This is a genomic window from Shewanella surugensis, from assembly GCF_023284005.1.
Taxonomy (GTDB): Bacteria; Pseudomonadota; Gammaproteobacteria; order Enterobacterales; family Shewanellaceae; genus Shewanella; species Shewanella surugensis.
In genome coordinates, this window is record NZ_JAKIKS010000058.1 from 15,699 (window position 1) to 34,666 (window position 18,968).

The 18,968-nt window shown below is 40.8% G+C and carries 15 protein-coding genes and 1 pseudogene; 11 read left to right on the forward strand and 5 right to left on the reverse strand.

Annotated features, from left to right (window positions below; genetic code table 11):
- Window positions 1-25 precede the first annotated feature (25 nt).
- The 4 genes and pseudogenes from L2764_RS14845 (at window position 26) to L2764_RS14860 (ending at window position 4,201) form a co-directional block, all read left to right on the forward strand.
- On the forward strand, window positions 26-829 hold the full coding sequence (locus L2764_RS14845) for an enoyl-CoA hydratase/isomerase family protein (RefSeq protein ID WP_248941031.1): 804 nt from the start codon (window positions 26-28) through the stop codon (window positions 827-829).
- Between the two features lie 73 nt (window positions 830-902).
- A pseudogene (locus tag L2764_RS28535) lies at window positions 903-2,351 on the forward strand (acetyl-CoA carboxylase biotin carboxylase subunit); the annotation flags it as partial.
- A gap of 222 nt (window positions 2,352-2,573) precedes the next feature.
- On the forward strand, window positions 2,574-3,194 hold the full coding sequence (locus L2764_RS28540) for an acyl-CoA carboxylase biotin carboxyl carrier protein subunit (RefSeq protein ID WP_446539681.1): 621 nt from the start codon (window positions 2,574-2,576) through the stop codon (window positions 3,192-3,194).
- Window positions 3,195-3,253: 59 nt separating this feature from the next.
- The gene (locus L2764_RS14860) at window positions 3,254-4,201 is read left to right on the forward strand and encodes an NAD(P)H-dependent flavin oxidoreductase (protein ID WP_248941032.1); all 948 of its coding nucleotides are present in this window, start codon (window positions 3,254-3,256) and stop codon (window positions 4,199-4,201) included.
- A gap of 111 nt (window positions 4,202-4,312) precedes the next feature.
- Here the strand turns inward: L2764_RS14860 and gyrA are convergent, their stop codons facing one another.
- Window positions 4,313-7,012, reverse strand: a complete 2,700-nt coding sequence (gyrA, locus tag L2764_RS14865; protein WP_248941034.1) for a DNA gyrase subunit A — start codon at window positions 7,010-7,012, stop codon at window positions 4,313-4,315.
- 338 nt (window positions 7,013-7,350) lie between these two features.
- Between gyrA and ubiG the strand changes: the two genes are divergently transcribed.
- The 5 genes from ubiG (at window position 7,351) to yfaE (ending at window position 13,009) form a co-directional block, all read left to right on the forward strand.
- The gene (ubiG, locus tag L2764_RS14870; RefSeq protein ID WP_248941035.1) at window positions 7,351-8,061 is read left to right on the forward strand and encodes a bifunctional 2-polyprenyl-6-hydroxyphenol methylase/3-demethylubiquinol 3-O-methyltransferase UbiG; all 711 of its coding nucleotides are present in this window, start codon (window positions 7,351-7,353) and stop codon (window positions 8,059-8,061) included.
- Complete coding sequence (locus L2764_RS14875; RefSeq protein WP_248941036.1) at window positions 8,054-8,776, forward strand: HAD family hydrolase; 723 nt, start codon at window positions 8,054-8,056, stop codon at window positions 8,774-8,776. Before ubiG ends, L2764_RS14875 begins: the two co-directional genes overlap by 8 nt.
- 413 nt (window positions 8,777-9,189) lie before the next feature.
- Window positions 9,190-11,478 (forward strand): class 1a ribonucleoside-diphosphate reductase subunit alpha, encoded by a 2,289-nt coding sequence (gene nrdA, locus L2764_RS14880; protein ID WP_248941037.1) that lies wholly within the window; start codon window positions 9,190-9,192, stop codon window positions 11,476-11,478.
- 75 nt (window positions 11,479-11,553) lie between these two features.
- A complete protein-coding gene (gene nrdB, locus L2764_RS14885) occupies window positions 11,554-12,684 on the forward strand; it encodes a class Ia ribonucleoside-diphosphate reductase subunit beta (protein ID WP_248941038.1) in 1,131 nt (376 codons plus the stop codon).
- A complete protein-coding gene (gene yfaE / locus L2764_RS14890; RefSeq protein WP_312018359.1) occupies window positions 12,674-13,009 on the forward strand; it encodes a class I ribonucleotide reductase maintenance protein YfaE in 336 nt (111 codons plus the stop codon). The genes nrdB and yfaE overlap by 11 nt, the downstream gene beginning before the upstream one ends.
- A gap of 143 nt (window positions 13,010-13,152) precedes the next feature.
- Here the strand turns inward: yfaE and L2764_RS14895 are convergent, their stop codons facing one another.
- Window positions 13,153-14,136, reverse strand: a complete 984-nt coding sequence (locus L2764_RS14895; protein ID WP_248941040.1) for an XdhC family protein — start codon at window positions 14,134-14,136, stop codon at window positions 13,153-13,155.
- A gap of 1,227 nt (window positions 14,137-15,363) precedes the next feature.
- On the opposite strand from L2764_RS14895, the gene L2764_RS14900 reads away from it, so the two are divergent.
- Window positions 15,364-15,684 (forward strand): c-type cytochrome, encoded by a 321-nt coding sequence (locus L2764_RS14900; protein ID WP_376708426.1) that lies wholly within the window; start codon window positions 15,364-15,366, stop codon window positions 15,682-15,684.
- Between the two features lie 63 nt (window positions 15,685-15,747).
- On the opposite strand, the gene metA is transcribed toward L2764_RS14900, so the two are convergent.
- The 3 genes from metA to L2764_RS14915 form a co-directional block, all read right to left on the reverse strand.
- Window positions 15,748-16,695 (reverse strand): homoserine O-acetyltransferase MetA, encoded by a 948-nt coding sequence (gene metA / locus L2764_RS14905; protein WP_248941042.1) that lies wholly within the window; start codon window positions 16,693-16,695, stop codon window positions 15,748-15,750.
- Window positions 16,696-16,757: 62 nt separating this feature from the next.
- On the reverse strand, window positions 16,758-17,162 hold the full coding sequence (locus L2764_RS14910) for a YbaY family lipoprotein (RefSeq protein WP_248941043.1): 405 nt from the start codon (window positions 17,160-17,162) through the stop codon (window positions 16,758-16,760).
- Between the two features lie 278 nt (window positions 17,163-17,440).
- Window positions 17,441-17,959 carry a sugar O-acetyltransferase gene (locus L2764_RS14915; protein WP_248941044.1) on the reverse strand — a complete coding sequence of 173 codons (519 nt, stop codon included), beginning with the start codon at window positions 17,957-17,959 and terminating at the stop codon, window positions 17,441-17,443.
- 391 nt (window positions 17,960-18,350) lie between these two features.
- Between L2764_RS14915 and L2764_RS14920 the strand changes: the two genes are divergently transcribed.
- Window positions 18,351-18,755, forward strand: a complete 405-nt coding sequence (locus tag L2764_RS14920) for a hypothetical protein (protein WP_248941045.1) — start codon at window positions 18,351-18,353, stop codon at window positions 18,753-18,755.
- The last annotated feature ends 213 nt before the right edge of the window (window positions 18,756-18,968 follow it).

The following is an 18,968-nucleotide window of genomic DNA, read 5'->3' on the forward strand; positions in this document are numbered from 1 at the left end:
CACTGAGGTGAGCGAGATAAAACAAATGACAATAATTAATGACATTTTTACAACGCTGACTGTTGAGCGTCAGTTTCCGGTGCTAACAGTCACCTTAAATAGACCCCATGTTGCCAATGCGATGAACCTACAAATGGTTGATGAACTTATGCAGGTAATGGCACAAGTTGAAGAGAAACAATATCGTGTCTTAGTGTTAAAAGGGGCTAACGGCAATTTTTGTTCCGGTGGCGACATCAAAGACATGCAATTAGCCAAAAACGATACGAGTGCTTTAGTTAAGTTAAATCGTACCTTTGGTTTAATGATTGAAACAGCCAATACCCTACCTGCAGTGGTTGTTTGCCTATTACAAGGCGCCGTTTTAGGCGGTGGGTTGGGGTTAGCGTGTATTAGTGATGTTGCTATTGCCCAAACATCAACAAAATTTGCTTTACCTGAAACATCGTTAGGCATTATCCCTGCACAAATAGCCCCCTTTGTTGTCCAGCGTATAGGCTTAACAGCCACTCGGCGCATGGCGTTACTCGGATTACGGATCGATGCAAACCAAGCGCTAACGATGGGACTAGTGCATCAATTAGCAAATGATGACGTTGATATGAGCCAACAACTTAATCAAACGATTAAGCTAGCACTGAAATGTGCCCCTAATGCTAACCAAGTGACTAAAGCGTTATTGCATGATGTCGCAAACATGCCAATGACAGCGTTACTTGATAACGCAGCAATGAGTTTTGCTAAGGCTATTTCGTCTGAAGGTGTAGAAGGTACAAAAGCATTTATGCAAAAGCGTCCTGCTCATTGGACGACATTGCCTGACGATTAATCAATCACCCAAAGAAAACAGACAAGATTAACATCCATATCATTAAATTGAAGTGCTGATAAAGGTCACAAAGATGTTTGATAAAATATTAATTGCTAATCGTGGTGAAATTGCCGTTAGGATCATTCGCTGCGCGAAAGATCTTGGCTTCAAAACCGTTGCAGTGTTCTCCGAAGCTGATCAATGTGCGCCTTATGTCTCCTTAGCTGACGAAGCCATATTTATTGGCGCATCCAATATTGGTGAAAGTTATCTTGCTATCGATAAACTGATTGCAGCAGCAATCAGCGCTGGCGCCAATGCTATTCATCCAGGTTATGGCTTTTTATCTGAAAATGCCGACTTCGCTCGTGCATGTGCTGATAACAACATAACCTTTGTCGGTCCCAGTGCTGAAGCGATAGAGTTAATGGGCTGTAAACGCCAATCAAAAATGGCGATGTTAGCCGCCGGTGTTCCATGCATTCCCGGTTACGAAGGCGAGGACCAAAGTGACGAGACTCTGATCAAACAAGCAGGAATTATTGGTTTTCCGCTCATGGTTAAAGCTGCCAAAGGCGGCGGTGGTCGTGGCATGCGCTTAGTTAGCGATCAATCTGATTTAAAAGCAGCCATCACATCAGCGCGTTCTGAAGCACTCAGCACTTTCGGCAGCGGCGAATTAATCATCGAAAAAGCCATCTCAAACGCTCGTCATATTGAAATACAGATTTTTGCTGATAGTGTTGGCCATATTATTCATTTAGCAGAACGTGACTGTTCAGTACAACGCCGTCATCAAAAGGTGATTGAAGAAGCCCCCTCAATAGTGTTGAATGATGCCTCAAGAAAACAAATGGGGGATGCTGCAATACTCGCGGCACAAGCCTGTGACTATGTCGGTGCTGGCACAGTTGAGTTCTTATATGATGACTGCATTGATATAAACAGTATTGATGTAAATCGTGATGATGTAAATCGTGATGATGTAAATCGTGATGATGTAAATCGTGATGATGTAAATCGTGATGATGTAAATCGTGATGATGTAAATCGTGATGATGTAAATCGTGACAGTAATAACAACGGCAAGTTTTACTTTTTAGAAATGAATACGCGCTTACAAGTTGAGCACCCCGTCACCGAATTAGTGACTGGCCTTGATTTAGTGGCACTGCAATTAAATGTAGCAAACGGCGAACCACTTCCAATAAACCAGCAAGATGTCACCATTACCGGTCATGCGATAGAAGTGCGTTTATATGCCGAAGATCCTGCCAATAATTTCATGCCACAAACAGGAAAAATTCATTTATGGCAACCCGCTTTAACTAATGATGATGCTATCCTTCAATCTCAACCCATGGCGGGTATAAGAGTTGATTCAGGGATCACCCAAGGCCAAGTGATTTCTGCGTTTTATGATCCTCTACTCGCTAAGTTAATTAGCTATGGAAGTAATAGAGAGCAAGCACGTCGTCGTTTAGTCCGTTTAGTGCAAGACACTCAATTACTCGGTGTCCGTGATAATCGTGCCTTTTTAAATGAGTTACTGAGTGATAGAAACTTTATTGAGGGGAATGCCAAAACCAACTTTATTACCGCACAATTCAGTAATAACAAAAGCCTAACAACTCAACAAGTCACAATGGAAGATTGGTTATTAGCGGCGGTTCTGCTTAAATCCAAGATAGATATTGATACACAGCAAAGCCCACCACAGCCGCTTCAACCATTACATACTTCTTTTATGGGTCAGCAATTAATGTCCCTTAGTTGTGAGCAAGTAAACTCTGGTGAAGTGAAAAAATTAGTCATTAGCCAACCCATTTTGAATTGCACTGATCCACAGACAATTACGCAGAAGATTCCGCAGAAAATATTCCAAGTGACTTCATTAGCACAAGGGCAAGACAGCCATACACTAAACATTGCCAATGATAATAATGACAATGGTAACAACAAAATTGATCCCTCAGAGCAATTAGCAATCATAACCTTATCCAATAATAAAATTCGCTATTTATACCAAGGTGTAATTAAGACACGTCACTTTGTTTTTGATCAAAACCCAGCATCTGCATCACTATGGTTAAGCAATATTGCCGGTAACTTACAGTTTTTTGATCGCTCACTAACCTCAACCAAAGTAACAGAGGCGGGATCGGAACAAGTGACAGCATCAATGGATGGTGTGGTCGTTGATGTACTGGTCAAAGAAGGTGATCCCGTCGCTTGTGGTGATGTCATTGCCATTATCGACGCCATGAAAATGGAGCACATGTTGAAATCGAGCATTGACGGCCATGTTGAAAAAGTATTAACAACAACAGGAAATCAAGTGAAAGCACAGCAACTATTAGTGCAACTGAAACAGTTTACTTAATTCAATATAAGGCGCTGTTTAAATTACAATCTTTACCCATAATCTCAGGAAGTCTATTTATGTTACCCAAGCAATGGCAGGACCGCCTTTCTATCCCTGTAGTCATGGCTCCCATGTTTTTAGTTTCATGCCCAGAGATCGTGATCAGTGGGTGTAAAAAAGGCATCATTGGCACTTTTCCCGCACTCAACCAAAGAACCAGTGAAGGGTTTGAGCAATGGTTAATTGAAATCACAACCGCACTCAGTGAATTTGAGTCCGAAACTGGGAAACAAGCTGCGCCTTTTGGCGTGAACTTAATTGTCCATGACTCTAACCCTAGGTTGCAAGCTGACTTAGCACTTTGTGTTAAATATAAAGTGCCGCTTGTACTTACCGCCCTTGGCGCATTAAAAGATGTGGTTGATGTCGTGCATAACTATGGCGGTATTGTTTTTCATGATGTAACCACTAAACGCCACGGAGAAAAAGCTGCAGCAGCTGGCGTCGACGGTTTAATTGCCGTTAGCGGTGGCGCTGGTGGCCATGCCGGCAGTTTGAACCCCTTTGCCTTAGTGGAAGATATTCGCTCTTTTTGGGATAAGACAATTTTACTCGGCGGCTGCATCAATAAAGGTCATCAAGTACGGGCAGCAGAAATAATGGGGGCCGACCTTGCCTATATAGGCACGCGATTTATCAATACGCTTGAGAGTAAAGCGCCTCAGGGGCACAAAGATTTAATTGTTAAGTCTAAATCGACTGATATTGTCTATACCCCCGCTGTGACAGGTGTTCCGTCTAACTTTATTAAGGAAAGTCTACAAAATTCTGGTTATGACATGCAGGCATTACTCAACACGGGCGATGTGAATTTTGGTGAAAAACTCACGCCAACAGGCAGTGATTCGTCCAAAGCATGGCAAGATGTTTGGTCTGCAGGACATGGCGTTGCGAGTATTAGTGATATTCCCTGCTGCGACGACTTGATTGATAAAATGGTTGCAGAGTACCACGCAGCACAATAATTTTATGTTTAGAGCCCCGCTCAATGAGCAACAATGGGTTTAACAGATAAGCAATAAAAAAGGATGCCGATTGGCATCCTTTTCTATTATTACCCGTGATCTTTAAACAATTTATTCGTCTTCTTCAGACGGCAGATCTGTCGATTGCGCTTCAACGTCAGTCGTTATATTAACGACCTCGCCTTCAATCACTTCACCTTCTTCACTTTCTAATTCATCATCCGTTTGGATTTCATCGATGCGTTGCAGCCCGACCACTTTCTCTTCAGTCGCCGTTTTGATAATTGTGACACCTTGGGTGTTACGCCCAATGGTTGACACGCCCGTTGCAGGCGTTCGCACTAAGGTACCTTTGTCACTGATCAACATGATTTCATCATTTTCACACACTTGAACAGCGCCCACAACGGCACCATTACGCTCGCTAATTTTGATAGAAACCACACCTTTGGTTGCACGACTCTTGGCTGGATACTCTTCCAGCAAGGTGCATTTACCAAAACCGTTTTCAGTTACAGTGAGAATAGCGCCATCATTCTTAGGTACGATTAACGACACCACTTTCTGGCCTGCTTCTAAACGAATACCACGTACGCCGGTTGCAGTCCGTCCCATAGGTCTTAACGCCAGCACTTCTTCGCCAGTTTCAGGATCGCGTTTCACTTCACCGGTTTCAGAATCTTTCACTTTCTCGTTAAAGCGAACGACTTTACCCGCATCCGAGAACAACATGATTTCATCATTACCATTGGTGATATCCACACCAATCAGCTGATCGCCATCTTTAAGGTTCACGGCAATAATACCGTTTGCCCTTGGGTTACTGTATGCGGTCAACGGGGTTTTCTTCACCGTACCGTGTGAGGTTGCCATGATAATGTACTTATCATCTTCATACTCACGCACTGGTAAAATAGCCGTAATACGCTCACCGTCAGAAAGAGGCAATAAGTTCACAATCGGACGACCACGCGCTTGACGGCTGGCTAGAGGTAATTGATACACCTTTAACCAATACATTTTACCAAAATCAGAGAAGCATAAGATAGTATCATGGGTATTCGCCACTAAGAGCTTTTCAACAAAGTCTTCATCTTTTACTTTCGTCGCGGCTTTGCCTTTACCACCACGGCGCTGCGCTTGATAGTCACTTAACACTTGATATTTCGCATAACCTAAATGAGACAAGGTCACAACAACATCTTCTTCATTGATAAGATCTTCTAGACTCATATCAACTTCATTGGCATTAATCACCGTTCGACGAGTATCACCATAGACAGCTAAAATTTCATTCAATTCTTCCTTGATGACTTCCATTAAACGCTCAGGGCTGCCTAAAATAAACAGTAACCCAGCAATAATGCTTAATAGCTCATCGTATTCTTGAAGAATTTTGTCATGCTCAAGCCCAGTCAATCTGTGTAGGCGCAGCTCAAGGATCGCTTGGGCTTGTTGCTCTGTCAGGTAATACAAACCATCACGAATACCAAACTCTGGATCTAACCATTCTGGACGCGCCGCATCATCACCCGCTTTTTCCAGCATAGTCTTCACATTACCCAGCTCCCAGCCTTGTGCCATCAATTTCACTTTGGCATCGCTTGAGGTCGCTGAGGATTTAATCAGCGCGATAATGGGATCGATATTCGCTAAAGCAACCGCTAACGATTCTAAAATATGCGCGCGATCACGGGCTTTACGTAATTCAAATACCGTCCGGCGGGTGACCACTTCACGGCGATGCAAGATGAAACACTCAAGCATCTCTTTCAAATTAAACAATTTAGGTTGACCGTTAGTCAATGCCACCATGTTTATGCCAAAAGAACACTGCATTTGCGTTTGAGCATAGAGGTTATTCAGTACCACCTCGCCCACTTCACCACGCTTAATTTCAATCACGATGCGCATACCGTCTTTATCAGACTCATCGCGCAATCCTGAAATCCCTTCGATTTTCTTGTCTTTTACCAGCTCGGCGATTTTCTCAATCAAACGGGCTTTATTCACCTGATAAGGGATTTCATGGACGATAATACGTTCACGGCCATTATCTTCGGTTTCAACCTCCGCTTTAGACCGCATTACCGCACGGCCTTTACCCGTATGGTAGGCATCGACAATGCCTTTACGGCCATTAATCATCGCCGCAGTTGGAAAGTCGGGGCCTGGAATATATTCCATTAACTCATTAATCGTTAGATCGGGATCGGCTATTAATGCCAAACATCCCGCCACCACTTCATTTAAGTTATGCGGCGGAATATTGGTCGCCATCCCCACAGCAATACCGGAAGAACCATTAATCAACAGATTAGGGACTCGCGTCGGCAACACTTCAGGAATAAATTCGGTGCCATCGTAGTTAGGCACAAAATCAACGGTCTCTTTGTCCAAATCCGCCAATAATTGATGCGCTAACTTCTCCATACGAATTTCGGTATAACGCATGGCCGCCGCGGAATCACCGTCAACTGAACCAAAATTACCTTGACCGTCAATTAATGTATAACGTAAAGAGAAAGGCTGTGCTAAACGAACGATCGTATCATACACAGCAGTATCACCATGTGGATGATATTTACCGATAACATCACCGACGACACGAGCCGACTTTTTATACGGCTTATTCCAATCATTCTTTAGTTCGTTCATAGCAAATAACACACGACGATGCACAGGCTTTAAGCCATCTCGCACGTCAGGTAATGCTCGACCCACAATGACGCTCATGGCGTAATCTAAGTATGAATTTTTTAATTCGTCTTCAATATTAATGGGTGTTATAGATGAAGCCAGATCAGTCATAAACTGCTCGATCTCCTGATAAATAGCTGACAACTTTGTCCCTAAAATGAGAGCTTAAGTCATTGCCGAGCTTGAAAACGTGATTTGACATTCTAACACAGTTATTAATTGTCGCTAGGCCTAATTAGTGTTCATTTTAAATAAGTAAAATCTGCCCTTTTCGATCGTTTAATTTTGAGGCGAAAGCGTAATAATGACAAGCTGAATGCTTGACCCATAATCCATTAACGGCCCCCTCGAACTCAGTAATAAGTTCCTGCCACTCGCTCCCTTTTGTTTATTATTCGTCATAATAAAGATAAACTCATCTTAGATATCGATGATTAAGGGGTAATAACGTGCAGCACAACACAAATGTAGATCCTGAAGAAATTGCAAAATTTGAGAAAATGGCGTCAACTTGGTGGGATCCACAAGGCGAATTTAAACCGCTTCACAACCTCAACCCCCTTAGGCTTAACTATATCGATCAAACGGCAGCAGGCATTTTTGGTAAACGTGTGTTAGATGTCGGTTGTGGCGGCGGTATTTTGTCTGAAAGCATGGCAAAACTTGGCGCTAAAGTGGATGGAATCGATATGGGAGAAGAGCCTTTAGATGTGGCACGATTGCATGCATTAGCGGCTGGCGTTGATGTCAACTATATTAAGTGTACGGCAGAAGCTCATAAAGAGAGTCATCTCGGTGTTTATGATGTGATCACGTGTATGGAAATGTTAGAGCATGTCCCCGATCCAGGCTCGGTTATTCAAGCCTGTGCCGATATGGTCAAACCAGGCGGCTATGTGTTCTTTTCTACCATCAATCGCAACATCATGGCTTATTTACAAACCATTATAGGGGCTGAATACCTGCTTAAAATGCTCCCTATTGGTACCCATGATCATACCAAGTTTATTAAGCCTTCTGAACTCATCTCATTAGCAGAGCACGCTGAACTTCAATGCTTTGATGCCACAGGCATTACTTATAACCCGTTAACCGATGTGTTTAAATATACGCAAAAACTCGATGTCAATTATATGATAGCGACTATTAAGCATGACTAACTTTCAGCCATCGAGTTTAGTCTCATCAAGCTCATATCAACATCTAACCAATAAGGTACCTATTAAAGGGGTATTATTTGATCTTGACGGTACGCTCGCCGATACCGCCCCCGATCTTGTTCACGCACTCAACCTAAGCCTAAAAGACTTCGGCTATCCACAACAAAGTATCGACAGCATGCGTTCTGCCGCTTCCCATGGCAGTTTAGCACTCGTGAACGCCGCTCAACCCGATTTATCAATTGATGAAACAACGATAATACAACAAAGGCTATTAACTTATTATCATCAAATCAATGGCGATAATACTGAGATTTTTGATGGATTACAGGCAGTCTTGTCATTACTGGATAATAAAGGCATACCTTATGGTGTCGTCACCAATAAAGCCGCGCGGTTTGCAAGGCCTTTACTTGATGTACTCGATCTCACTCAAAGAATGTGCACCATTATCAGCGGTGATAGTACCCTTTACGCGAAACCTCACACCGCGCCCATGTGGTTAGCCGCACAGCAAATGAACTGCGCCTCGCATACGATTCTTTATTTAGGTGATGCTGAGCGGGATCTCATTGCGGCCAAAAATGCCAATATGATTGGTGGCGTCGCACTTTGGGGTTATATCAATCATGATGATTTGCCTAATACTTGGCCTGCTGATCATTATTTTGCAGCGGGAACCTGTTTAGAAAAATGGTTAATTGAACAACTTTAGTACAAACTCGGATCGAAATGTAGAGGGCCTTGAATAAGGATCCAGCAATGACGATCCGATCTTTACATTCGATCAAAACGGCTTATTTTTTACCCTTTAAAATTTTAATCATATGAAAACAAGCCTCAAGGGTTAGCTGTTACTAACCGAGGTTATTATCCTCAAGATATCCACAACTTGTGCCCAAAGTTCTCACTTGCAAAATAGCCAAAACCGCACTATCTTGTATCTAAGAAATAACAAAGCACCATATATTGTGTGTAGGTAACAATTGAAGACACTATAAGGACCTCAGTGTCAAGTAAAGACACTAAGCTTAATTTATCAGTCAATATTTGATTGTGATATGGACACCTAGTGTGATCTTAACCCGATCGCCAACATGAATATAAAGAACCAAGGCCCCTCTATTAATGAATAGCAATTTGACAGTCACCAAGCGTAGCGGTGAACGTGAGACGATCGATCTCGATAAAATCCACCGTGTGATCACTTGGGCAGCAAAAGGACTCAATAATGTCTCTGTTTCTGAAGTTGAGCTGAGATCGCACCTACAGTTTTTTGATGGTATCCCCACCGAAGCAATCCATGAAACGATCATCAAAGCCGCAGCAGATTTGATTTCGCCAGAATCACCGGATTATCAATTTTTGGCCGCTCGACTTGCTATTTTTCACCTGCGTAAAAAAGCCTTTGGTCAATTCGAGCCCCCGAAACTCAAAGCACATATCACTAAACTCGTCGAGCTTGGCAAATACGATAGCCACTTACTTGAAGATTACACCAGTGAAGAACTGACTTTACTCGAAGGTTTTATTGATCATTGGCGTGATATGGACTTTTCTTATGCCGCCGTAAAGCAGCTTGAAGGTAAATATCTAGTACAAAATCGTGTGACTAACGAAATCTATGAGAGCGCTCAATTTTTATATATTTTAGTGGCCGCCAGCCTCTTTGCTAAATACCCTAAAGAAAACCGTCTCAATTACATCAAAGATTTCTATGATGCGACCTCGACATTTAAAATCTCATTACCCACGCCGATTATGGCAGGTGTGCGTACGCCAACACGTCAATTTAGCTCTTGTGTATTAATTGAATGTGACGACAGTTTAGACTCCATCAATGCCACGGCCTCTTCTATTGTTAAATATGTCAGTCAACGTGCCGGTATTGGCATCAATGCAGGCCGTATTCGTGCTTTAGGTAGCCCTATTCGCGGTGGTGAGGCCTTCCATACTGGTTGCATTCCTTTCTATAAGCATTTCCAAACGGCGGTCAAATCTTGCTCGCAAGGTGGCGTACGGGGTGGCGCTGCCACACTCTTCTATCCGATTTGGCATTTAGAAGTCGAATCACTCTTGGTGCTTAAGAATAATCGAGGTGTGGATGATAATCGTATTCGCCATTTAGATTACGGCGTACAAATTAACAAGCTCATGTACCTACGTATGATTAAAGGTGGCGTGATCAGTTTATTCAGTCCCTCTGATGTACCTGGACTGTATGATGCTTTCTTTGAAAATCAAGATGAGTTTGAACGTTTATATCTGCAATATGAACAAGATGATACCGTTAGAAAAACACACATTAACGCGGTTGAGCTCTTCTCGTTAATGATGCAAGAACGCGCCTCTACAGGTCGTATTTATATCCAGAATGTCGATCACTGTAATACTCACAGTCCTTTTGATCCACAAGTGGCTCCGATCAGACAATCGAATTTATGTCTTGAAATTGCCTTGCCTACTAAACCATTGAATAATATTAATGATCCAGAAGGTGAAATCGCATTGTGTACCCTATCGGCCATCAACCTAGGCGCGATTAACGAGCTCTCTGATATTGAACCCTTAGCTGAACTTGCCGTACGTGCACTGGATAGTTTGCTCGATTATCAAGATTATCCCATAGAGGCTGCCCGCTCAGCATCAATGAACCGCCGCACTTTAGGTGTAGGCGTCATTAACTTTGCTTATTATTTAGCCAAGAATGGCGTTAAATATTCAGATGGTTCCGCCAATGGCCTGACACACCGTACTTTTGAAGCGATTCAGTATTATTTATTAAAAGCCTCTGTGACGCTCGCAAAAGAGCACGGGGCTTGTCCACTGTTTCATGAAACTACATATTCGCAAGGTATTTTACCCATCGATACCTATAAGCGCGATCTTGACCAAATTTGTGATGAGCCATTACATCTCGACTGGGAAACACTGCGCCAGGATATTAAAACTCATGGATTACGTAATTCAACCTTGTCGGCGTTAATGCCATCAGAAACCTCTTCGCAAATATCTAATGCTACCAATGGTATTGAGCCTCCACGTGGTCTTATTAGCGTTAAAGCCAGTAAAGATGGTCAGCTTAAACAAGTCGTACCGAGTATCGATACCCTAAAAGATAGCTATGAATTATTATGGCAAATGCCAAACAATCAAGGCTATTTGCAATTGGTTGGTTTGATGCAAAAATTTGTCGACCAAGCTATTTCTGCCAATACCAACTATGATCCATTGCGTTTCGATAATAATAAGGTCCCTATGCAGGTCTTATTAAAAGATTTATTGACTGCTTACAAACTGGGCCTTAAAACCTTGTACTACCATAACACCCGTGACGGTGCCTCTGATCAGCATGATGATATCATTAGTGTTGAGGAAGAAGATGATGGCTGTGCTGGCGGCGCTTGTAAGATATAATCAATTTATCGCTGCATTACTTAGTTAACTATATAATAGGGGCACGGCGCCCCTATCTTTTGGAAATCGAAAATCATGGCCTATTCAACTTTTTGTCAAACCCCTAATGACGCTAGACGCGAACCTATGTTTATGGGGCAATCGGTCAACGTAGCACGTTATGATCAACAAAAATATGAAGTCTTTGAAAAACTGATAGAAAAACAACTGTCTTTTTTCTGGCGACCAGAAGAAGTCGATGTCAGTAAAGATAAAATCGACTATAATGCGCTGCCCGAGCATGAAAAACACATTTTTATTTCCAATTTGAAGTATCAAACCTTGCTCGACTCCATTCAAGGTCGCTCACCCAATGTCGCTTTTTTACCATTGGTGTCATTACCAGAATTAGAAACGTGGATAGAAACCTGGTCATTTTCAGAAACGATACATTCACGTTCATATACCCATATCATCCGTAATATCGTCAATAATCCTTCTATCATATTCGATGATATCGTCGTCAACGAAGAAATTTTGAAACGTGCAACTGATATTGCCAAATACTACGATGATTTAATTGAGTTAACCCAAGCATTTAACTTATTGGGGGAAGGTACTCATTCTATTCACGGTCAAGATCGTGTCATCAATCAAAGGGAAATCAAAAAATCCCTCTATTTATGTATGGTCTCAGTGAATGTACTTGAAGCCATCCGTTTTTATGTTAGTTTTGCTTGCTCTTTCGCCTTTGCTGAACGTAATGTGATGGAAGGTAATGCCAAAATTATTCGCCTGATTGCCCGAGATGAAGCGCTACATCTTAACAGCACACAACACATTTTAAAGATAATGGCTGGCGGTAAAGACGATCCAGAAATGGGCGAAATTGCCAGTGAATGCGAACAGCAAGCTTACGATATCTTCGTAAAAGCAGCAGAGCAAGAGAAAGACTGGGCTGAGTATTTGTTTAAAGATGGCTCAATGATAGGTCTTAATGAACAAATATTATGCCAATATGTCGAGTACATCACTAATGAGCGTATGAAAGCTGTTAATCTGACGCCCCACTATGAAGAGCGTTCAAATCCATTACCTTGGATGAAAAACTGGTTAGAAAGTGATTCTGTCCAAGTCGCGCCACAAGAAGTTGAAGTGTCATCTTACCTTGTTGGACAAATTGATGCCTCTGTTGATGAATCCGAATTTCTTGACTTTGACCTATAAACGCCGCTATCAGAAGGCTGCTATTATCAGCCTTCAAGGTCAACCCACATTATTATATGCTCATCAAGCATTCAATAATTTGCTCGAAGCCCTCGAGCAAAAAAAAATCAAGGTGTTTTCAGAATGCCGCAATGGCTTTTGTGGCGCCTGTAAAACAAAAGTAAACAGTGGAGAAGTCTTTTATATTAATGAGCCTTTAGCGCATCTAGAACCCGGTGAATGTCTACCTTGTTGTTGCGCACCTGATGGCGATCTGGACTTGGATTTACCCGCCACAACATATCAAGGCATAACACAAAATTGCACCGACCTTTCAGAAGAATAATCTACTGTTATTGACTTGGCTTAGTATATTCATACGCTAAATACATTAACTCGCCATACTTATCTCAACTTGAAACAGTATGGCCATTGTTTAAAAGCATCCTTGCGTTATTGACTCAATAAAATCCATCCAAACAGTAAACGTCATAGCTGCTCAAGCGGTATATTATTCTTCACTCGAATGATATCAGCCATAATCGAAATCGCAATTTCAATCGGTGTTTTACTGCCAATATTCAAGCCTATGGGGGCGTGTAGACGCGTTAAATCAGTTACAGACAACTCACAAATACGTTGCAGTCTTTCCTCTCTGGCAACGCTAGTTCTTTTAGATCCCATCGCACCAAGATAAAATGCATCCGATTCAAAAGCACTCATCAATCCTAAATCATCAATACGAGGATCATGGGCTAAGGCTAATACCGCGGTGCAACTATCGGCCACTTTATCAACCAATCGATCAGGCGATATCCAAGTCACATCCACTCCCCCCATCTCAGCGGTATAAGTCCAACTAGACTCAAACTGTTTTCTCATATCACACACATGCACTTCATAACCTGCCATGATCGCTAATTGCGCTAAACTCATGCTCACTTGACTGATCCCTAACAATACGACTTTCCATACTTGCTCATAATTAACGACAATAACATCGTTAGTTTCGCTCACTGATAATGGGTACAGATTAGGGGTTAACACGACCTGTGAATGACCACTTTCACGCTCTATTTGGCGACGATACCCCGAAGATGACTGAGCAAGAGATAACCATTTATCGAAATGCGCCAACACAGTATCATCGGGTCTTAAGCGCTCCACCAACAGTCTAATACTTCCCCCACAAGGCAGTTCTGTTGCAATGGCCTCACCTTTCATATGATCGCCATATGAAAAGACTGATACAGCGGTCTTAAAATGTCCTTCATTTAACATCTCAATGAAAGCATCTTCTAGACAACCACCTGAAATGGATCCCCGTCTATGTGTTCCATCTGTCACAAATAATGCACCAACAGGCCGAGGTGCTGAACCATAGGTGTTCAAAATCGTACACAACCAAACTGATTGTCCTTGATATAACCAATCTAACGTGGTTTTTAATACGGTAATATCCGTTAATTGCATTCAACTTACCTTTCTTATTATTCTATACCCAAGCCACCTGAAGATGCAGGATTCAGCTGGAATTAAAATATTTTTAGGCAAGGCATTGAGTATCAACTTAGTTATTCTAAGTTAATACTCAACAACACAGTATAAAAGTGTTTTAAATCAGCCCATTGGGGGGCCCGTAAAAACACTAACTTCTGCGCTGCATTACCTTAAAAGGCAATAAGCATTCCTGCGATAATGCGCCTTGAATTAAGCCTTTTTACGGGTTCTGAAAACATGCACTTTCAAGTGGCTTGGGTATGTACCGCTTTTTTTATTAATAAATACGGCCCATTCAATCATCATTCACCGACAATCAATCAGGAGTAAAATATACTCTAATGGGGGAATGGAGTACTTTAAAATAATGAGTAAAGTATTGAATTAATTTAAAGAATATCAATATATTGCTTATTTATATATGTTAACCAATAAGAGATAACATCAATAAACATCCCATTTTTATTTGGGACCCTAAGCCAATTTAAACTCATAGTCAGACTCAATACCACCGCTAGGATATAATCAAGACACAATGTTAATCATTAAAAACAAAATAAGCGCTCATTATATCATTAATACCTCGTTATACTCACAAAGTTAAAACAAATTTTCATTTTTGTTGACGGAACCAGCAATCATTTTTCTTATTGATACTGAATAATTAAATACATTCACCATCCTACTCAAGATCACAAATTCAGCATAAAAAATAATGTTTAATTTTCAATCCACCTATCGCTATCCTAAGCATCACATGAACTCGGACCATTCATCGCATACTAATCACTGTAAACGGACTTCGAAGCTGCATTTACTTTTAACACTTTAAATGTTAAAAAATAGGCACTCATGTAGAAACTAACGATAGTAGCAAACACATTCATCGTCAGTGAAAGAAGGATTCTGTAAAGGTTTAGTATTCCAATGCGGTTGGTGTACTTCAACATGATGAGTAACATGGTAGTAGAGTCGATAAGAACATCTTATTCAGCACAGTAACCTAACACATGTACTGATAATATCTTCATATTCGTCTAAGTACTGATGACTGCTAATACTATGATTCACTTAAAAATTAATTTAAGTCACGGCAAGTTCCTACCAGGGTACTTTCCGTGTATAACAAATCAAAAAGGAAGAGCAATGAATCGTAACCTTATGTTAGCTGCCGCCGCATTATTAACAGCAACATCCGCTATGGCAGCAGATCCCGCCACTCCAGCAGCTCCTGCGACTCCAGCAGCAGCCCCAGCAGAAAGTACAGGTCCCGATATCGCCGCAGGTAAAGCAAAAGCCAGCACAATTTGTGTTGCATGTCATGGCCTGACAGGTAAATCTATCATGCCAAGTTATCCCAACCTTACAGGTCAAAATGAGGCATATTTAATCTCTTCATTGAAAGCCTATAAGGCAGGTGAGCGTAAAGGAGGGCAATCTGCTGTTATGACCCCAATGGCTAAAATACTAACGGATGCTGATATAATCAATTTAGCCGCATACTATTCTTCACAAAAGTAGCCCCTCATTTCCCCCTCAGTTTCACAATGCCTATTGAGGGGGATATAAGAATAAACGCTTAAATTAAGCTTTATCATGCTCAGAAGGCGTTATGTCGCTAATTTTATTTAAGTCATAAGGGGTTAACTGATACACATAATAGTTCAACCAGTTACTGATCAATAAACTGCCATGTCCATACCATCTAGCAATAGGCTCCTGAGTCGGATCATTATCACGATAATAATTTTGCGGTTGCTCAGGATCAATGCCTTCTAACACATCACGCTTATATTCTTCATCTAACGTTACCTTTTGATATTCTGGGTGCCCCATGACAAAGAGATTACGATTATCCGTACTCAGCACCATATAAGCCCCTGCATCTTTGGACTCAGTCAATACATTTAGCTCAGAATGGGCTTTCAATTCATTCAAATCCATCTCAGCATGGCGAGAATGAGGGGCAAAAAATTCATCATCAAAACCCCGTAATAAAGGATAATGCTGCAATGTTCTTTGATGTAGATACACCCCTGAACGCTTTTTATCCAGCACTTGACGATGCAACCCATACAAATGGTAGAGAGCAGCATGAGCCGCCCAACATAAAAACAATACGGATGTGACATGCTTTTGAGACCAATCGATAATGTCACAAATATGCGCCCAATAACTGACCTCTTCAAAAGGTAATAAACCTAAAGGGGCCCCAGTGATCATTAATCCATCATAATTTTTATGTCGAATATCATCAAAATCACGATAGAAGTTATTCATGTGTTCAATAGAAGTATGTTTAGAACTTTTGTCATGGATACGCAATAAATCGACATCGACCTGTAACGGGGTGTTACCTAACAAACGTAATAGTTGTGTTTCCGTTTCAATCTTATTTGGCATTAAATTTAAAATCAGTACTTTCATCGGTCTAATATCTTGATTTTTTGCCCTTGTTTCAGACATGATGAAAATATTTTCTGATTCTAATATTTCTGCAGCAGGTAGATCATCAGGGATTTTTACCGGCATACTGCGCCTCTATTTCAATTTGATAAACCAATTATCAAGCGAATAAGCGCACTCAAATAACGTTATTCACTGACCTTTTCGAGCATAATGAGCATAGGCTCTGAAGAATCCAGTCTTACTTTAGCCGCATTAATGTTCATGAATATAAGCTTATCTTTATACTTAACGTAAGCTCGAATGATATCCATGTGCCCTTCAACTAACTCATCTCGAGGAACTCTAAAGGAAAAACGCGCGGGTAAGGTCACTTTCTCTCGATTAAGTTCATCAATGATTATCGCAGGTTGGGAATGATCGGTTATGTCCTTCAGCTTCACCGTTAATATTGCCGTATCAGGCAAGGTCACAGGCGTTCGATAACTAACCAAACCATCAATTTCTATATACTCATCATCAGATGTAGAGCAAGCCATTAATAACAATGGGGCGACAATAAAAACAAATACACTTTTTAGCGATAACATCATGCTCTTGACTCCATTATACATAAGGACGTTTAGATGTCTACACGTCTACTGACCCGAAAGGATGAGTATTATTCATGTTCTTTTCAGTATAGCCAATTTAATTCTGTAGAAGTGTTACTGCGGTGTCAATGTCTTCAAGTAAAGGTCTAGTGGCATCAATATCGGGTCATCTGACTGCAGGTAATAATGCCTCTTTATAGCAAACCATCAATAAAAGGAGATATTCAATCAAAAGCTATGATAAAAAACATTATCAATGAGTTAATTCAACATGATAATTAAATCGTTTTCACTTTCACTGCGGGATGACCTAAATATAGACTATTGGCTTCAACATCCTTTGTCACCACACTGCCAGCCCCGATGACACTATTGTCGCCAATGGACACGCCTGGTGAAATAATGACGCCAGCGGCTAACCATACATTACGACCAATAATGACATCGTTAGCGTAATTATGTTTTTCTAGGCGTAATTGAGGATCCACATCATGGGTAACCGCTAAAATTTGAACATTCGGGCCAATCAGAGTGTCATTGCCTATGATCACTTGACCCGCATCTAAAATCGTACAATTAAGGTTAATAAAGACACGATCTCCTAAGCTAATTTTATGACCATAGTCACAATGAAACCCAGCTTCAATAAATACATTCTCACCACAATGCGCAAATATTGACTTAAGCCGCTTTAAATTACCTTTACTCGGACTACGACTAAATTGTCGACACATTTCATGCACTTTCTGCCGTGTTTGGATCATTTCACTTAACAAACTATCAAATCTTGTTCTCATTCATTTCACTCATTTACTATGTCAAGTCATCGAAAATACGTAGACTCTAATTAAAAACCGATCATACCCATTCCATCACTCTAAACAAGTCTAGCCTATTAATAATGTTGAACTTAAAAGAACTGATATAGGGCTTTGATTCAGACATTGGCAGGCGTTCAATTATCCATTTTTACTGGCACAATCGCCGCTAAGCTAGCGACGCCATTGCGCCTTCAATACATCAACGACTATTATCTACCATTTCATTTTGGCCCATTAAACACTTCGATGAATAAACATTGACACTTATCTATCAGCAACTATAAAGATCACTGTTTACCTTTATTTAAATTTGATTAACGCATAGCCAATCGATATTCATCACTAAAGGAACTTAAAAGGATTTATTATGTTTATTATAAATAAGTTATTGTTGTCAATATTGATAATAACACCTTTATCAATCACACGGCTTCACGCCATGGAAAATTGCTCTGAAAGTAAAAAAGCCGAAATACTACAAACTGTGAGTCAAACTGATAATACTGTATCTGTTGCCTGTCATTTGACACTCAATAGTGAGGATGTCATCACTAAAAAAATACTCTTGCAAGGAGAATCTACTTCAAATGTGAAACTCTATTGTAATAACGCACTGATCGATCTCACTATTGGGATTAACGCGGGAATAATTTTAGAGTCTGATGATGCTATTACCATTCAATCTGAAAAAACCTCAGATAACGCTTGGTCTGTTCCTCAAACATTACCATTGCAAATTGCCATATTAAAGGCAGTAAGTACCCGAGTATAAAATTACCAACAATTAGGTTAATATTTAATCTTTGATATTTTTTACATTACCAATGATATAGAACTTGTATCAATATCGAAATTTTTGTATAACTATCATTAGTATATGAATTATCACTTTTTATAAATGAAACAAGTTAGAGCCCTGTTACCTCATGAGTTCACCACGCTAGAAGAAGCGTTCAAGAATCATCCTAAACATCGCTGTAGAGTT